Annotated in this window: 7 protein-coding genes; all 7 read left to right on the forward strand. The window is 39.3% G+C overall.

Annotation, left to right across the window (positions count from 1 at the left end; translation table 11 throughout):
* Positions 1–28 precede the first annotated feature (28 nt).
* Positions 29–5,218 carry an RHS repeat-associated core domain-containing protein gene (locus FPZ44_RS03365; RefSeq protein ID WP_144987385.1) on the forward strand — a complete coding sequence of 1,730 codons (5,190 nt, stop codon included), beginning with the start codon at positions 29–31 and terminating at the stop codon, positions 5,216–5,218.
* Positions 5,219–5,284: 66 nt separating this feature from the next.
* Entirely contained in the window at positions 5,285–5,959 is a 675-nt protein-coding gene (locus tag FPZ44_RS03370; protein WP_144987387.1) for a hypothetical protein, read from the forward strand.
* A gap of 254 nt (positions 5,960–6,213) precedes the next feature.
* Complete coding sequence (locus FPZ44_RS03375) at positions 6,214–7,872, forward strand: hypothetical protein (RefSeq protein WP_144987389.1); 1,659 nt, start codon at positions 6,214–6,216, stop codon at positions 7,870–7,872.
* On the forward strand, positions 7,844–9,559 hold the full coding sequence (locus FPZ44_RS03380) for a GBS Bsp-like repeat-containing protein (protein WP_144987391.1): 1,716 nt from the start codon (positions 7,844–7,846) through the stop codon (positions 9,557–9,559). Before FPZ44_RS03375 ends, FPZ44_RS03380 begins: the two co-directional genes overlap by 29 nt.
* A gap of 47 nt (positions 9,560–9,606) precedes the next feature.
* Positions 9,607–10,695 carry a GBS Bsp-like repeat-containing protein gene (locus tag FPZ44_RS03385; protein WP_186785899.1) on the forward strand — a complete coding sequence of 363 codons (1,089 nt, stop codon included), beginning with the start codon at positions 9,607–9,609 and terminating at the stop codon, positions 10,693–10,695.
* 340 nt (positions 10,696–11,035) lie between these two features.
* Positions 11,036–12,700 carry a carbohydrate binding domain-containing protein gene (locus FPZ44_RS03390; protein ID WP_186785900.1) on the forward strand — a complete coding sequence of 555 codons (1,665 nt, stop codon included), beginning with the start codon at positions 11,036–11,038 and terminating at the stop codon, positions 12,698–12,700.
* Between the two features lie 48 nt (positions 12,701–12,748).
* Complete coding sequence (locus tag FPZ44_RS03395; RefSeq protein WP_144987397.1) at positions 12,749–18,019, forward strand: RHS repeat-associated core domain-containing protein; 5,271 nt, start codon at positions 12,749–12,751, stop codon at positions 18,017–18,019.
* Positions 18,020–18,027 lie beyond the last annotated feature (8 nt).

Below are 18,027 nucleotides of genomic sequence, written 5' to 3' on the forward strand. Positions count from 1 at the left end.
AAAATAAACAACAGGGGAATGTGAACAAATGAAAAAAATGAGGAAGTTATCCGCTTTACTTGCTTTAATCATGTTTTTGGAATTAGCAGCACCATTGTTTATGCAAGTTGCAGAAGCAGTGGCAGCGCCTAAGTCAGTTTCAACTCAAACTGCTGATAATAAGGCATTGCTGACGATTGACTATATCGCGAAGAAATACAATGTATCTCCTTCGGATATTCTTTTGCGATTGAATGAAGGATATTCCTTAAAGCATGTTCATGATGCTTTAGCGAAAAATCCAGAGATCACAGCGTTGGAAGCTACGCTTGAGGAGATGTATCCGGGTGTAGGGAAGAAATATGAACCTCCTGCGGTGACGGATGCGACATATGGCTTGCAGATACCGGGTTTCAATCTGCCATTTCCTAATCTAGGAGATGTAACAGGTGCTACTTATGGAGACTTAACGGTTACAGAATCGGTGTACTCTCTTTCGAGAAGAAAAAGATCAGTAAATTCTGATTATGATAAGCTAGCGCTTATTAATCAACACGTAAAGCTTGATCAAGCACCTTATAGTGTAAGTACAGGCGTAGAAAATATTTCTACTCAAGATGGATCATTAAGTCTGCGTGAGACCGATATTGGAATTCCTGGACGCAATGGCTTGTCCTTTAACTTGACAAGGATGTATAACAGTAATGAAGCAGAGTATTTCAATAAGGATGTAAGATCTACTCCGATTATGAGATTTACATTTGTCCCGATGCTAAAAGTTAAAGTAACACGCATCATACATGGGAATAACCCAATAAAGCTAGAGTTAGCGCCCTTTGAGACAACGAGTACTGAAGTTAGGTTTGATGGTAGGCATGTGTTAGACATTCCTGTTGATTATTCATTTGATCTGTTTGGTAGAGATGATGATTTAGAGAGAATAATGAAGGAAAAATACTCGGATACTAGCAAATTGGCCCATACCGGTAAATTACCTGGTCCGGATAATTCGACTTATTATTTCGAAATGTATTACACGGGAAAACATGCTCCTGTTCAGTTTGATGTTGTTAATCATTTTGGATGGGAAACTATCGTTACTCCAAAAAAGATGGATGATCAAATCAAACTAGGAAAGGGATGGAAATGGGATATCCCTTATATCCAGATTGAGGGTGAAAACAAGTACATTTCACTTCCTGGGGGAGCCGTATATAAAATTGTAAATGACAAAAAATTAGAAGGCTATCCATGGGATGATTTAACCTTCGAAGGTTATGGATTTTGGGACTATGATAATGGTATTGTTCCTTATAAACTAACTTATAAAAACGGAATGACCTATACGTTCGATAGAGACGGTACCTTACATAAACAAACAGATGCGTATGGTAACTCTCTTTATTTTACCTATAGAAGAAATTATAAAGAAGCACCGTATCTTACAGAAGTAAGAGACCCCATTGGAAATAAATTGACTTTTACATATGAAGGCAACAAAATTGTAGTTTCTAATGGTAAGGAACAAGTTACTTATCAGAAAGCTTACGTTTACGATGAACAGCACAATGTAAATGTATCGTATTTACATTCGGTTACCGATACAGCAGGGAGAACAACTTATTATTCTCATCAATTTGCCCCGTCTACTTTCGATATGACGTCAGGTATGGATGATAAGGTGCGCAATGATTATGCACTAATCAATGGTATCTTCCATCCGACAGGTGCAAAGACATTAATTAGTTATGATTCGGTCGAACGTGCCCATGAACAGACTCAGTATCGAGTGAATGAGCGGAAAGACGTAGTTGAGTATGTGGACGGCAGCACTCAGGAAAGTAACAAGAACACCATAAAATATGAGTATGATTATTTTAAGACGGACAATAATTCTCAGTACAGGGCGATTATATCCAATGGTATCGCATCAACAACGGACACCTACAAGAAGGCATATAGTTCTTATGGGCAGGATAAATTCTATAATATTGAAACCATCCAGGACACTGGTGCTGCTCAACATATTATATCGCAGTTTTTCTATGAGGGATCTCTTAATCCATATCCGTGGCAGATTATTACTAGGAAGCGAAGTGGCGGTGTAGAGAGTCCATCTCTCACGATTAATCGAAGTTATAATATGGACGGTAACATCACGAGTGAAACGAATAGTTTAGGTGCTAGTACGACGACTACCTTTGATAAGAAGCGCGGTCTACCGGAAACAATTACGACGAAGCTAGATGCCAATCAACAAACCATTACTCGCTTAGTTCGTAATGATAAAGGCTCGGTAACTGATTCTAAAACCTATGCAAACACAGAGGATGGTCAGCTTCTAAGTCACATTAATTATGAGTACGATGAATTTGGAAACGTTACGAAAGTAACTGCTCATAACGATAAAGGGAAATCGACCGTATTTAGATACCAGTATGGCGCTGAGTATCAGCATGGTTTCCTAACGCAGCAAGAAGTAGATGTTACGAATGTAGATGGGCAAGTCTCTACGATTGTGGAAAAAGCGAAGTATGATCCAGCAACGGGACGTTTGCTTTCTTACACAGATGGTAAACAGCAGACAACATCGTATGCGTATGATGTCTTGGGACGCACGACTTTAGTGACGATGCCGAACAATAGCCAGATTAGCTATGTATATAATGATGCTCAAAATCATATCCAAGTGAAGAACACACTCGGTGAAATCTCCGAAGTATGGTTCGATTCACTTGGACGTAAGGTGAAAGAGACGCAGGGCTTAGGGCAAGTGAAATACGGCTACGATGAGCGTACAAGTCAGCTGCAATGGACAGAAGATGCGTATGGTAATCGTACCACGTATGCGTATGATGGATTTGGACGTCCGCTTCAAACTACCTATGCAAATGGTACATCGGATCGCGTTGAATACGATGATGCAAAGCTGACAGTAACAGCAATCGATGCAGAGCAGAATCTCACAAAAACGACTAGTGATGTATTAGGTAGAACGATTCTAGTAGAGGCTCTGCACAATAAACAGAACTATGTACCTGTTCAGCGTACGGAGTATAATCTAGCAGGTGGAGTTACCTCTGCAACAGATGCGAATGGCAATCGTACCGAGTACCAGTATAATGCTGGAGGCCAACTGACTGCGGTTACGGATGCTCAGAAACAGACAACAAGCTATCACTATGATCGCTTGGGCAATTTGCTTGAGACAACGTATGCGAATCAACAGAAAATGAAGAAAGAATATGACGAACTTGGTCGCGTTATTAAGAAAATTAACGGTACAGAACAAGTTCAGAAGTATTACTACGATGCGAATAGCAATTTAGAGAAATATGTTGATCATAGTGGAACGGTAACGGACAATCACTATAATGTTATGAACCAACTGGTTCAAAATACGGTTGGTAATGAAACGCTTAAATACAGCTATGATACTGAAGGCAGACCGGTCGCGATGACGGATCATCGAGGAACGACGAGCTATGAGTATCAGGCGCGTTCTGGTTTCTTGACAAGCATTCAATATCCAGATGGCGTGAAGCTGACAAATAACTATGATCTGAACAAGAAGACGGGGTATGAGTTCGCAGCTCCGGGCGTTAATGTAAAGGTAGATGGTACCTACAATAATGTTAACCAATTAAAGCAATTGAACATTATGAGTGGTGGCAATCAACCAGCGAAGACGATTTCGTATGATCACTTGGCAAATGGACAACTAGCGAAGCAGACGTATGGCAATGCTTTTGTAACAGATTATCAATACGAAGATATGAAACTGAAGAAGCTGAACCATGCGAAAGATGGAACAGCACAGAACACTTTCCAATACGGCTATGACTTGGTTGGGAACATTACGCAGCGCAATGAAAATAGTTACACGACCAACTTTACTTACACATCGTTGAATCAGATTCAGACATCGAGTGAGTTCGATGAGACGTATTCATACGATGAAAGATACAATAGACAGACATTAGACAGTACTAGAGCACCGTCGATAAAGTCAGCTCAGTATGAATACGATAAGAAGAATCGATTGACGAAAGTAACAGGAGATCATAATCCAGTAACATACTCTTACACGGGAGAAGGATTGCTGTATGAGCGTGTAGAAAATAACGTTAAGAATCGTTACTATTACGATGCTAACAAGTTGTTACTAGCAGAAGCAGTTGTTGGTGCAGATGGAAAAGCTAAAATTAAGTATGTGTATCTGTATGATCTAAATGGCAAGCTTATCGGTCGCCAAGATGCTGCAACAAGTCAATTGCAATATTACCAGCTAAATGGCCATGGTGATGTTATAGCCATTGTCGATGAAGCGGGTAAGAAGCTGAATGAATATCGCTATGACATTTGGGGATTGCCACTAGAAGAGAAGGAAACAGTTCCAAATATCCTGAAATACTCTGGCGAGTATTGGGATAAGACGACAGGGCTTCAGTATCTTCGAGCAAGATGGTACGACCCAAGTATGGGACGGTTTATTAGTGAGGATACGTATGAAGGAGAACTAATTAATCCTAGTAGTTTGAACCTTTATACGTATGTAATGAATAATCCTTTGAAGTATATTGATCCAAGTGGTAATGTCGCTGATACTGTAGCGGATATTGGATTTATTGGTTATGATTTGTATCAGCTCTTTACAGATCCTAGTTGGGAAAATGCGGGGTATCTTGCTCTGGATACAGGAGCTGCTTTCTTCCCATTTGTGACAGGTGCTGGAGCGACTGCGAGAGGGGTAAAAGGTGCAAAGAACACCAATAAAGTATCCCGAGCTACTTCGAGTGTCGCAGAATTTACAGTTAATATGGGCATCCATAGTGTAAAGAATAAAGGGAAGCTTACACGATGGGCAGTTGAACATATTTTTAAGGGGCATAGTAATAAAGGATGGCATTATTTGTTCTCAAAAGATGCTATAGAAAATGGGAATAAAGTACTGAAGGTTAGAAAAGGGTTTGATAAGTGGGGAAGTTTTGAAGCAGAAGTCTCAATTGGAGGAACTAAAAAACAGGGTTACAGTACTTTCTTTAGTCCAGGCTTATCGCCTCAACAAGTAGTAGACGTGATTAATAGTGCAACTGTACTTGAAAGGAATGGTACTGAGCGTATTCTTAAAGCTAAAAATGGAATGCATATTAAAGCGTATTATGATAGCTATGATAATATTGTAAATGCATTTCCCATTCATGAAAGTAAAATGAAAAAGAATTATTTTAAAGATTGATAAAGCTAGCGTAGAGATACATTGAATTACCAAAAAAGAAAATTCCATTGGAATAAGGTGCCTAACATGAAATTAATAGATATAAATTTTTCGGAAGTAATAGGGTCTTCAATTTCAAATCATGTAAAAATTGTCGAAGAAAGAGTTGAAGACGATAATTGCAAGGCTCTTAAATTAAATTTTATACTAGATGATATGACTTTGAATATCTCATTATTTGTTGAGCATTTCATTAACAACAAAATAGATATAAGAAGCAATTTGCTTTATGTTATTGGTGAATATAGTATGACAGATGAAATGGTGGACGAAATTTTTAAGTATGCGAATGAATTCGTGGCAGATTTACTAAAAATCATATTCTCTAGTGAATTAAATGTGGAAGAGGATACGTGTTTAGACTCATATGCAAATGTAAATATAAAACAGTATGATAAATTAAAAAATAGTTCAGCTGTAGGAGAGCTAAACGACCAATTACCTCAACTTATTAAAGATTCAGAGGAGCCCTATGAGGCGGATTTAGATTTTAGATTGGTATTATACGGAACACCTGGAAGGCATCTTGCAAACTTATTACAGTCTCTCCAGATTTGTGACTATACAAAGAATAATACACAATACAATCTGGTATTTCATGATCCTGAACATGAGGGGAATGAAGATTTCCTGTCAGCATTGGCTAGAAAGTTAATAAAGCTTGGTTTTGTTTGTGAAAAAGCTTTTGATTACGGAGAGTGATCTTTATACGAAGTTTGGCCTTGAGGTATTAGACCTCAAGGTCTTTTTACTCTTTTAAACAGTTAGATAACGATTCTTTATTCGTTAGTCATTAATAGTATTTCAGAATTTAAAAAATAATGCTCATATAGACATATATTAAATTAATTTATAAGATGATTAAGGTATTTAAGAGCTGGAAAGTGAGTGTATGACTGCAGTTAGCTTAATCCCTAACTAAAAAATAAATTTCAGAAACTTAAAAGGGTGGTTACATGAAACGAATATGTTGTATCTTAATGGCTTGTATCTGTTTATTCACTTCTACTACAAGCGTAAGTGCTCTTACGGAGTATGTGTACAACGCAGATGGGCAGTTGGATTACCAGTATAATTACCAGTCCAACACAAAAGTAGAGTACAAGCGCAACGATAATGGAAGTCTAGTCAATCAAATAGTAAAACAAAATGCAGTAGTGCCGACTAACAATCGTTTAATAGACGGGAACTTTGAGCAGTATTTAAAGAGCTCAAAAGGATGGACTCCACATCATTGGGGTGCCACTGCAATAGAGATTCAGCCGTTTACACAAGGGGAAGACAAGGGACTTACGATCCAATGTTCTGAGATGAAAGTGAACTACTACTGTGGTGTAGGTCAATCCATTTCTGTGCAGCCGAAACAGCACTACGTTTACTATGCTTCATTAGATATACAGAAACTAGCAGGGGCACACGTACAATTGTATGTGGATTTTTATAATAAACAGGGCCAGTGGGTTGCTGCAAACGTAAAAGATATACACGAAGACAATGGGACTTCCATGATGACAACGTATCGCGTATCTGGAGTAGTGCCAAATGATGCTGCGAAAGCTACGGCTTATCTGCTAGTTAGAAGTAATACGGACAATGGGACAGGAAGCATTCAAGTATCTAGCGCTAGCTTCGGGTACGGGGTTGATCCAAACCTCATTTACAACGGACATTTGCAAATTAGTAATGAACAGCATGTTGCAGAGGGATGGATCAAGCATGGGGGAGAGCATCAGAACTCAACGTATAATAGACTAAACGATAAAGGTAACTATGTGCAAGAAATCATATCAAGACAGATTAGTAGTGGGGCTGCTATTTCAGGAATTACCCAATTAATCGAAGTAGAACCGAACAAACCATTTAAAGTGTCAGGTACTTTTAAGAACGTAGAGTTGAATGGCGCATATACACAGTTGTATGTTGACTTTTTGGATCGTAACGGTGGGTACATAGGCGCTAACGTCACGCCTTATCATTCGGTGACGATTGGTGAGAGTATAGAGTTTGTCAATCATGGAGTGGTTCCAGCGCAAGCAGTTTCTGCTAGAATATATGCGTTAATCCGAGGGGAGCAAAATAATAGTTCGGGGACGATTCAAGTAGATAATCTCGCCTTTATTTATGATGATAGCACGACAAGTGTGAATGGTGACTTCAATGTTTACCATATGAACGATAATACGGCTGCATTATGGAGTCCTTACCTATGGACTGTAAGTAAATATCAGTTACAGCTTGTGAAGACGGATACAGGTGGTATTTCGCAATTTATGAAAGGCAGCGGTATTGAAACGCATGGAACGGTAGGTATTTACCAGAGGCTATTAGTCACACCACATCGAAAATATGATGTATCAACTACCATGCGGGTACATGAGCTAAAAAACGCTAAAGTCCAATTATACGTTGATTTGTTTGATAAAAATTGGAGACATATCCAAGCCAATATAAAAGAACATAACCAGTCAACAGGAAATCAGTCGATTCAGATCAGTAATTCTGGAGACATTCCGGCCAATGCAGCATATGCTCATGTCTATGTACTTATACGAAGCACGAATAACGATGGTGGGGGAGCGGTAACAGTTGACAACGTTCAGTTCAATTATAAGTAAACGCAATATAGTAGTGGTTTTGTTCACAGTTTGTATCGTACTGTTTCTTGAGGCAGCAGCACTTAATTTCACTACCAATCAAGTATCTGCTGCACCAGCTGTACAAGTAGATGCAACGAACTCTATCATGGTGAACACGGACAACAGTAAAGGCTCCGTGTATATCTATGATGGAGATCAGAAGCTCCATACGACATTTCAAAATGGCAAAACGATTATTAAGCAATATGATCTCAAGGGGAACTTGATTAAGCAATATGTACAGGCAGATAAACTTGTATTTTCAACAAGTAATGCTTCGATATCTTTATACATCAAGGCCAATCCAACGACTACTAATGAGGTAAAAGTACATACACGTAAAGATAAGTCCAAGCCAGACTATGTTGAAACGATGGCGACGAAACTTGGCAACGGTGTTTGGAAAGCCGTTATACCACTCGAAAAGTGGCATGATGGTGCTCAGTTATTTGAATCTACGGTGTTCATTAATGGTGCTTCTGTCAAACAAGTTGAAATTAAGGCAGTGGAAACGGTGGAGGCAGATTATAAGCCTGTTGTTTCTCTGAGTGATGAGTTTATCAAAATCCAAGTTTCTGGCGTATCACCTACTGTTTCGAAGGTTGAGTTTCCTACGTGGACCATTGCTAACGGACAAGATGATATAAAGCATATACAAGGGAAGAAAGTAGACCTTGATAAATGGGAAGCTGTTATCCCATTCGCTGACCATAATTATGAGCTTGGCCGTTATGCCACACATGTATATGCGTTTGATCAGCAAGGAAATGCAAAGTTTATTATCGGCAGAGAATACGAAGCAATAGCTGGTGTAAAAGCGCCTGAACAATCAAAAGTGCAAAACATTTCTCATGATGTCTATGCATATGGTGTGGATCCGGCTGTAAAGCAAGTTGAGTTCCCGACATGGACAACTCATAACGATCAAGACGATCTTGAATGGATTCAAGGTAAGAAGATTGCTCCAGGAGTTTGGAAAGGTACGGTTGTTTACAAGAAACACAACAGCGAGACGGGGAAGTACACCACGCATGTTTATGGAGACAAAAAGGAACTTGGTGGAGTAGACGTTATGGTTAGTAGTGATATCTCTCTTAAAGCACCGCAAAAAATAGATCTGAAGGAAGGACAGTATCAGATTCGAATATCTGGCTTGTCTAAAGATATTCAAAGGGTGTATTTCCCGACATGGACGTTCCACAATGGTCAAGATGATCTGGCTAGTTACTGGGAGAGAGGTATACGCGAAAGTAATGGCGACTGGGTCTATACGGTTAATTTTAGGAATCATAGCAATGAAGCGGGACGGTATATTACGCATGTGTATGCGGTAGACCAATATGAAAATATGGAGATGATCAGTTCTACAGAAGTAATTGCAGAGCAAAGTGTAAAGCTTAAGAATTCGGTTCGTCTGGATGAGCAATGGTATGACCTTTATGTATATGGTGTTGATCGAGCGGCTAAAAAAGTCCAATTCCCTACTTGGACCGCATTCCAAGATCAAGATGATTTAAAAGAGATCAAAGGCGAAAAAATCAGTGATGGCGTATGGAGAGGCAGAGTGAAGCTCAGTGATCATCGTAACGAGACAGGAAGTTATGTGACGCATATTTATATCGACGATGTATTTTTCCAAGGGCATGTAGTAGAGGTGAAAAGATAGAGGTCTTTATTAGGCTGCTAAAAAAGTTTTAGAATTGAGGGATGTTATTGTATCGATCTAGCAAAGTTTCAAAAAGCATTTTTATTGTGTTTCTTTTCGTCTTCACGATGGCATTATCGAGTATGTCTATCTATGCCCAGCAGAAAAGTCATTATATATATGAAGATTCCAAATTAAAGTATATTCAATTGCCATCATCTAACCAATTGTTTGTTTATAAATATGATCAAAACGGGAATATAGTTAAAATCGAAAAAGTCAAAACACCTAGCGTAGTAGTTCCCTCAAAAGTGAGCATCTCAGATGTTTCCTATGAAGTAATTGCCTATGGAGTAAGCCCAACGGCGAAAAGTGTCCAGTTTCCAACATGGACGGAATTAAACGGACAGGACGACTTAGTACATCCGTATGTAGAGGGAGAGAAAGTTGCGCCAGGGATCTGGAAAGCGACCGTATTACTTTCAAAACACAATATGGAAAAAGGCGTGTACTATAACGACGTATGGGTAGATGGAAAGTTTTTTGGTGGGGCCGTTACGAAGGTTGAAGATAATGTTAGAGTTAGCCTCCCGCAAGAGATTGGGTATTCAGCAGGGGAATATGAAGTTGTGGTCACAGGCGTTGGCAAAGACGTAGCCAAAATAGTTATGCCAGTGTGGACAACGCAGCAAGGACAAGATGACATCAAACATGTTGAAGCACAAAAAATAGAAGATGGTACTTGGAAAGCAAAAATAAAATTCAGTGATCACAATTACGAAACGGGGACTTACATCACACATATATACGCTCATGATAAGCATGGGAATCAAATGCCTCTATATGGAGGAGAGACAAAAGTCAAACCTGAAGTAAAAGCACCCCCTGCAGTAAGCTATTCCAGCGGATCCTATGAAGTAATTGCCTACGGAGTAAGCCCAACGGCGAAAAGTGTTCAATTTCCAACATGGACGGATTTGAATGGACAGGATGACTTAGCACATCCGTATGTAGAGGGAAAGAAAGTTGCGCCAGGAATCTGGAAAGCGACCGTATTACTTTCAAAACACAATATGGAAAAAGGCGTGTACTATAACGACGTATGGGTAGATGGAAAATACTTTGGCGGCGCGGTTACGAAGGTTGAAGATCGCTAGTATTTTCATTGAAAATATGCAATTTGGCATTGCAATAGAATTGTATAAACTGATTGGTATTTATGAATTAAAGACCTTGGGGGCAATTCCTTCAAGGTCTTTCGAATATATTCTATTTTAATTTTTAAATCAAATAAATTTACAAATATTCATATAGACATATATTTTCTTTATTTATAAGATGAGTAAGGCATCTAACAATTGGAAGGTAAGCACACTAACTGTAATGATTCTATTCAGCTGCTAGGCCAGTAAATCGTTTGAAGCCATGAGGTATCGGTAAATTTTGATGCCATCTAGTTTCATCCAAGTTGAATATGTAGTAAAGGGGGAAAGTGATATGAAAAATAAGACCATCGTATCTTTACTAGCGGTTGTTCTGTTTGTTTCTTGTACAAGTATGGAAGCCTTTGCAGCAGCGACCACTTCCAAACAATATTTTTATGATGATGCCGGTAAATTGCGATATGCCAAGCACAAAAATCAAGTAACGAAATATCAGTATGATCAGAATGGAAACGTAGATCGTAAGTTTACCGATGAGCATCTGATAGATGGCGGATTTGAATTGGTTAATTCGCAGGGCACGTTAAAGGCATGGAATTATTACATGGGAGCGGATATTCAGGGAAAGCACGAAGTCGATACGAGTTTGCTTGAAGGCACACGTTCAATGAAGCTGGAAGCTACGTCCATTCCGCGTACCAATGATGGTATGAATGTATGGCAGGACTTTTCCGTAACTGGCAACACTACATACACGCTGTCTGGAAAAATGAGAATGGCAGATGTTCAGAACACCAAGCTGGAATATCTTATTTATTACTATGATAAGGATAACAATCAGTTTGGCGGGGAAATGGTACTCGGATATGACAGTAATACAGATTGGGTAACGTTCTCTAAGCAATTTGTAACGCCTGCTAATGCGACGAGAGCAAGGATTCATGCGCATGTAAGTTCCACTGTAGCTGGGGGCAAAGGAACCGTCCACTTAGATATGCTCTCCGTAAAGAGGAACAAGCCTATTAACTTGCTTACGAATGGCGATTTTGAAGTCGTTTCTCGGACAGATGGAACAGCGGATGGCTGGAGTCGTTATGTAGGAGCAGTTGAAGGAAAGCATGAAATTAGCCAAGTGGTCACATCTGAGGGCTTGCGGGCGCAGAAAATAGCTGCCGATAACATTATGAATGTACTCGACGGTATTAACATTTGGCAGGATTTCTTTGTTAGTGAACAGAAGCCTCATGTCATGCATGGAAGGGTTCGATTGGAACAGATGAAAGATTCCAAACTCGGATTCATTCTCTATTACTATGACAAGAACAATAAGCAAATTGGCTCAGAAAGCCCATTAGAATTGGTGAACAATAACGATTGGCTTACAGTATCCGCACGATTTACCCCACCTGCTCAGGCGATAAAAGCGAGATTGCATATTCATGTAAGCGCAACGAAGGCAAACGGGCAGGGAATGGTATATGTGGATGCTATGTCGATTCAGCCGGGAGACAAGCAAAAGCTTCTATTCAATGGTAACTTTGAATTGGCGAGCGGTTCAGATGGAGCAGCGGATGGTTGGTTCCGTTATGTAGGAGAAGGTATTAAGGGTTCTCATGAAATAAGTAGAAATATCGTTAAAAGTGGTAAACGTGCTCAGAAGATGGTAGCTAATAGCATGCCGAGGGCTGGGGATGGCATCAACATATGGCAAGATTTTTTAGTTCCTCCACAAACGAGCTATCAGTTAACGGGCTCTCTTAAGTTGGAAAATATGAAAGACGCCAACTTACAGTTTATTATGTACTACTATGATCGCAACAATAACGCCATCGGTTCATGGAATGTTGCATCTTACGCAAAGAACGGTGAATGGCTATCTATTTCCGAGAGCTTCAAGCCACCAGCCAACACGCACAAAGTAAGAATACATGTTCACTTAAGCAGTTCAAGTAACAATGGACAAGGTACTGTGTATGTCGATGATTTATCGATATCTTAATTGAGGTTTTTCATTACATTAATATAAACAACAGGGGAATGTGAACAAATGAAAAAAATGAGGAAGTTATCCGCTTTACTTGCTTTAATCATGTTTTTGGAATTAGCAGCACCATTGTTTATGCAAGTTGCAGAAGCAGTGGCAGCGCCTAAGTCTGCAAATGCGCCTATTTTAGCTCAGACATCTGATAATAAGGCGTTATTGACGGTTGACTACATTGCGAAGAAATACAAAGTATCTCCTTCCGATATTCTTTCTCGTCTAAATGAAGGATATTCATTGAAGCATATTGATGATGCTCTGGCGAAAAATCCAGATGTAACGGCGTTGCCAGCTACGCTTGAACAGCTATTTCCGGGTGTAGGGAAGAAATATGTCCCAGCTACGGTGACGGATACGACATATGGTTTGCAAATGCCGTCTGTAACGGATGTAACCTATTTGTGGCCAGATATGATGTCCAAGTTTACAGGAAATATATTGGAGCCCAATTCCGTTACGGAATCGGTATATTCTCGTCAACGGAGATCGTTAATGAGCTCTAAGGATGATTATGACAAGTTAGGCCTGAAAAATCAGCATGTCAAAATCGATCAAGCACCTTATAGTGTCGGTGATGGAAACAGTGATGTATCGACATTGGATGGCTCGCTTAATATTACGAGTACAGATATAGGTCTTCCTGGTCGAAATGGTTTGTCGTTTCAATTGACAAGAACCTATAACAGTAATTCGGCTGAATATTATGAGAAGACCGTTGAACGGGCAGACATTGTTAGAAGCGATGTAGTTCCTATTTTTCGAGTAAAACAAACTTTGCTAATACCAGGGATTTATCCACAGTATCACGATATGGGACATTACATTACCGAGACTAATGTTCTCCAATTTAAACATACCTATAATAATGAAGTAATAAAGAAGGACCTTTATACTGTTCCAGAATATCCAATCTTTCAATATGAGGGATATGATTTTGGGAAACTAGCTAAAGAACTTGACAAGCAATTCCCTCCAGATAAATTATTTTGGAACACGCACGTAGAACTCGGCAATTCAGGACATATTATGTTACTTGAGTTTTATCCCATCGGCAATGGCTTTGTGTATTTTATTAGAGAACCAGTAGTTTTAGGGTCGTTAGGCTCTAAAAATGCTACTAAAGATAGCAAGACGGATCAACGCGTTGCTTTAGGTAAAGGTTGGACATGGGATATTCCATATGTCATGCCAGGAGATGAAACAACATATGTTACTCTACCTGGTGGTTCTACATATTCAGTAGATTCCAATAATCGATTGGAGAACTATCCATGGAGTGACGTAACGTTTACTAGAGGTAATAGTGGAGTCATCAACGGTATTGAAGCAGGGTATGTCTTGAAATATAAGAGCGGCATGACTTATTACTTTGCTCATGATGGGTATCTTATCCGCCAAGAAGATACGAATGGCAACTTTATTAATTTTAAGCATGGAAAATACGATGATCAATATAGACTAACAGAAGTAACAGATCCATTAGATAATAAACTGACCTTAACGTATTCAGGGAATCAGATCACTGCTTCAAATGGAAGAGAGTCTGTTATCTACCAAAAGGCAACGATTCCAAACACGGATTTGCAATATTTACAGTCTGTTACGGATACAGAGGGTAGAACAACGCACTATAACCATGATTTTGCAAAATCTACATTTACGCTAAAAGGAGGTGCGCTCGAAACAAGTAATGACTTTGCTCTTATTAAGGGTATTCATCATCCTACGGGAGCTAGGACAGAATTTACTTACGCACCAATTGAGCGTAATCCAAGTACCGGAACAAAGCAAATTCAATATCGTGTTACAGAAAGAAAAGATTTAACTACCTATGCGACGACTGGACAAACTATTGAAAGCAATAAGCAGACATTCCGATACGAATCAGATCCATATGCTAGAGCGCATGACAATAATTATAAAACCATTGTTTCTAATGGACTTAATACGACAACGATCAGTTACAAGAAAACTTATAATACTGGATCGGGAAAAACGAATTTCTATCAATTAGATACGACACTGCAAGCTGGTGCAATTCAATTCATTACTTTGCAATCGTATAATGAACATTCGCTTAATCCATATCCTGCGCAAATTGTTACTAAAAAGATTAGCAATGGTGTTGAAAGCCCATCATTAACTGTGAATCGCCAATATGATTTCAATGGTAACGTAACAAGTGAAACGAATAGCGTAGGTGCTAGCACAACGACTACGTATGATGCAAAGTGGGGGCTGCCAGAGACGATTACGTCGAAGTTGGATGCGAACCAACAAAGCTTTACTCGCTTAGTTCGAAATGATAAAGGGTCTGTTGTTGATTCTAAAACATTTGCAAACGCAGAGAACGGTCAACTGCTCAGTCATATTACTTATGAACATGATGGATTTGGAAATATTACGAAAGTAACCGCTCATAATGATCGAGGAAAGTCATCTATTTATAGATATTTTTATGATTCTAAGCATAGAGCTGCCTTCTTAACTCAACAAGAAGTAGATGTTACCGACGCAGATGGACGTATCTCCACTATAAAAGAGAGCGCAGCTTATGATTCGTTAACAGGACGACTATTATCATATACAGATGGTAACGGAAAAATAACATCGTACGCCTATGATAAGTTAGGTCGTACAACGCTAGTCTCTCTGCCCAACTCTAGTGATATTAGTTATGTATACAACGATCTAGGTAACCATATACAGGTGAAACATAATTTAAGTGGGAACATTTCTGAAGTGTGGTTTGATCCACTTGGTCGCAAAATACGTGAAACGCAAGGACTCGGACAAGCTGAGTATGTTTACGATGAGCGTACGAGTCAATTGCAATCGGTCAAAGATGCAAATGGAAATAGCATGTCCTACAACTATGATAGCTTCGGACGGCTTGTTCAAACGAAATATGATGACGGCAATTCAAATTTTGTCGAATACGACGATGCTAAGCTAACGGTTACGACGACAGATGCGGAACAAAATCGTACAAAATCGACAAGTGATATTCTTGGTCGAACAACGCTTGTTGAAGTACAGCAAAATAAACAAAACTATGTACCTGTACAACGTACTGAGTATAATCTTGCAGGCGGAGTTACATCCACCATCGATGGAAATGGCAACAATACGGGGTATAAATATAATGCAGGTGGCCAGTTGATCGCAGTCACCGATGCAGAGAAACAAACAACGAGTTATTTGTATGACCGACTAGGTAATCTGGTGGAGACCACATATGCGAACCAGCAGAAGATGGAGAAGAAATACGATGAAGTTGGCCGTGTCGTTCAAAAGATTAACGGAACAGGTCAAGTCGAGAAGTATTACTATGATGGCAACAGTAACTTGGTAAAATATGAAGACCGGAGCAAAACGTCAACGAATAATATCTACGATGAGATGAACCAACTTATTCATCATCAGGTAGGATCAGAGATCGTAGAGTACAGCTATGATAAAGAAGGCAAGCTGCTGACGATGAAGGACCATCGCGGTACGACAAGATATGAGTATCAGGCGCAATCTGGCTTCTTAACAAGCATTCAATATCCAGATAGAGTAACGCTGAAAAACAACTATGACAAGAATAACAAGACAGGTTATGAATTTGTTGCCCCAGGTGTGAATGTCAAGGTCGAAGGCACTTTCAACAAAGTTAACCAGTTAGAGAAATTCAACATTATGAGCGTTGGCAATCAGCCAGCGAAGGAGATCTCATATAATTATTTGAAAAATGGACAACTGGCTGAACAAACGTATGGCAATGCATTTGTAACGGGTTATAAATACGAAGATGCAAAGCTGAAGCAGTTGAAGCATGCAAAGGATGGAGCTGCACAAAACAGCTTCCAATACACCTACGATTTGGTTGGAAACATCACGCAACGAGATGAAAATAACTACATCACAAACTTTTCATACACGAGTTTGAATCAGATTCAGACATCTAGTGAATTCAACGAGGCATATTCATATGATGCAAGATACAACCGTGAGACGCTAGACAGTACTAGAGAGCAAGTGATAAATGAAGCGCAGTATGAGTACGACAAGAAAAACAGATTAATCAAGGTAACAGGTAATCATAATCCGGTAACGTATTCATACACAGGAGAAGGTCTGTTGTATGAGCGTGTAGAGAATAACATCAGGAACCGTTACTATTACAATACAAATAAACTATTGTTAGCAGAAGCAGTTGTCGGTGCAGATGGCAAAGCCAAGATAAAATATGTATACCTATACGATTTGAATGGTGAGCTTATCGGCCGTCAAGATGCTGCAACAAGTCAGATTCAATATTATCAGCTTAATGGTCATGGTGATGTCGTAGCCATTGTTGATGAAGCGGGTAAGAAGCTGAATGAATATCGGTATGACATCTGGGGGCTGCCATTAGAAGAGAAGGAGGCAGTTCCGAATATCCTGAAATATTCAGGCGAGTATTGGGATAAGACGACGGGGCTTCAGTATCTTCGAGCAAGATGGTACGACCCAAGCATGGGACGGTTTATTAGTGAGGATACGTATGAAGGGGACTTAGCAAGTCCGATAAGCCAGAACTTGTATACGTATGTTGCTAATAACCCATTAAAGTATATTGACCCAAGTGGAAATATATACATCAATGGAAAGAGGTTTGAAGGTGGTAATTTTGGTGATGTAAAGTACCTAATGAATCAATTGATGAGTGATGTAGACTCTAAGAACCATAGAGACTATTTACCTTATAAACAGTTGCTTTTCGAACATGTTGGAGGTTATTACCAAGGTAATGCAAACCAATATAATTACCTGTATGGATTGCTAACTCAAACAAGTCCATATTCTAAGTTGAATACATTAGCTAATGCAGAGTGGGCAAGAGAGCAGTTGTTGAATGCTTATTCTGATTTGGCGTATGCTGATGTATTAGCTTCTTATGCGATGACTGGTTTTGGAGCTGCGGGATTAAAGAGTGGTTCCATTAAGCCTAAGGGCAATATTCCTAGGTTTACTCCAAATACAAATGGTTACTATGGAGTAGTCGGCCAAAGTGGAAATACTAAAGTTAGAAATCTAACAGGAGGAGATAAGGCTGCAAGGGAATTTTTTGAAGAAAAAACTCAAGGGTTTAAAACTGAAAAAGACATTGGAAATGGTAAAGTTCTCAGGATTTTGAATGATGGAACAGCGATAACTTACAGATCAGTTTCGCATTCTGATGGTACTCCTGCTGTTGATATTAATGGGGGCAAGACTTTCAAACAGCAAAAAATTCATTTTATACCCTAAAAAAGGGG

The organism is Paenibacillus agilis (assembly GCF_007786455.1).
Taxonomy (GTDB): Bacteria; Bacillota; Bacilli; order Paenibacillales; family Paenibacillaceae; genus Paenibacillus_B; species Paenibacillus_B agilis.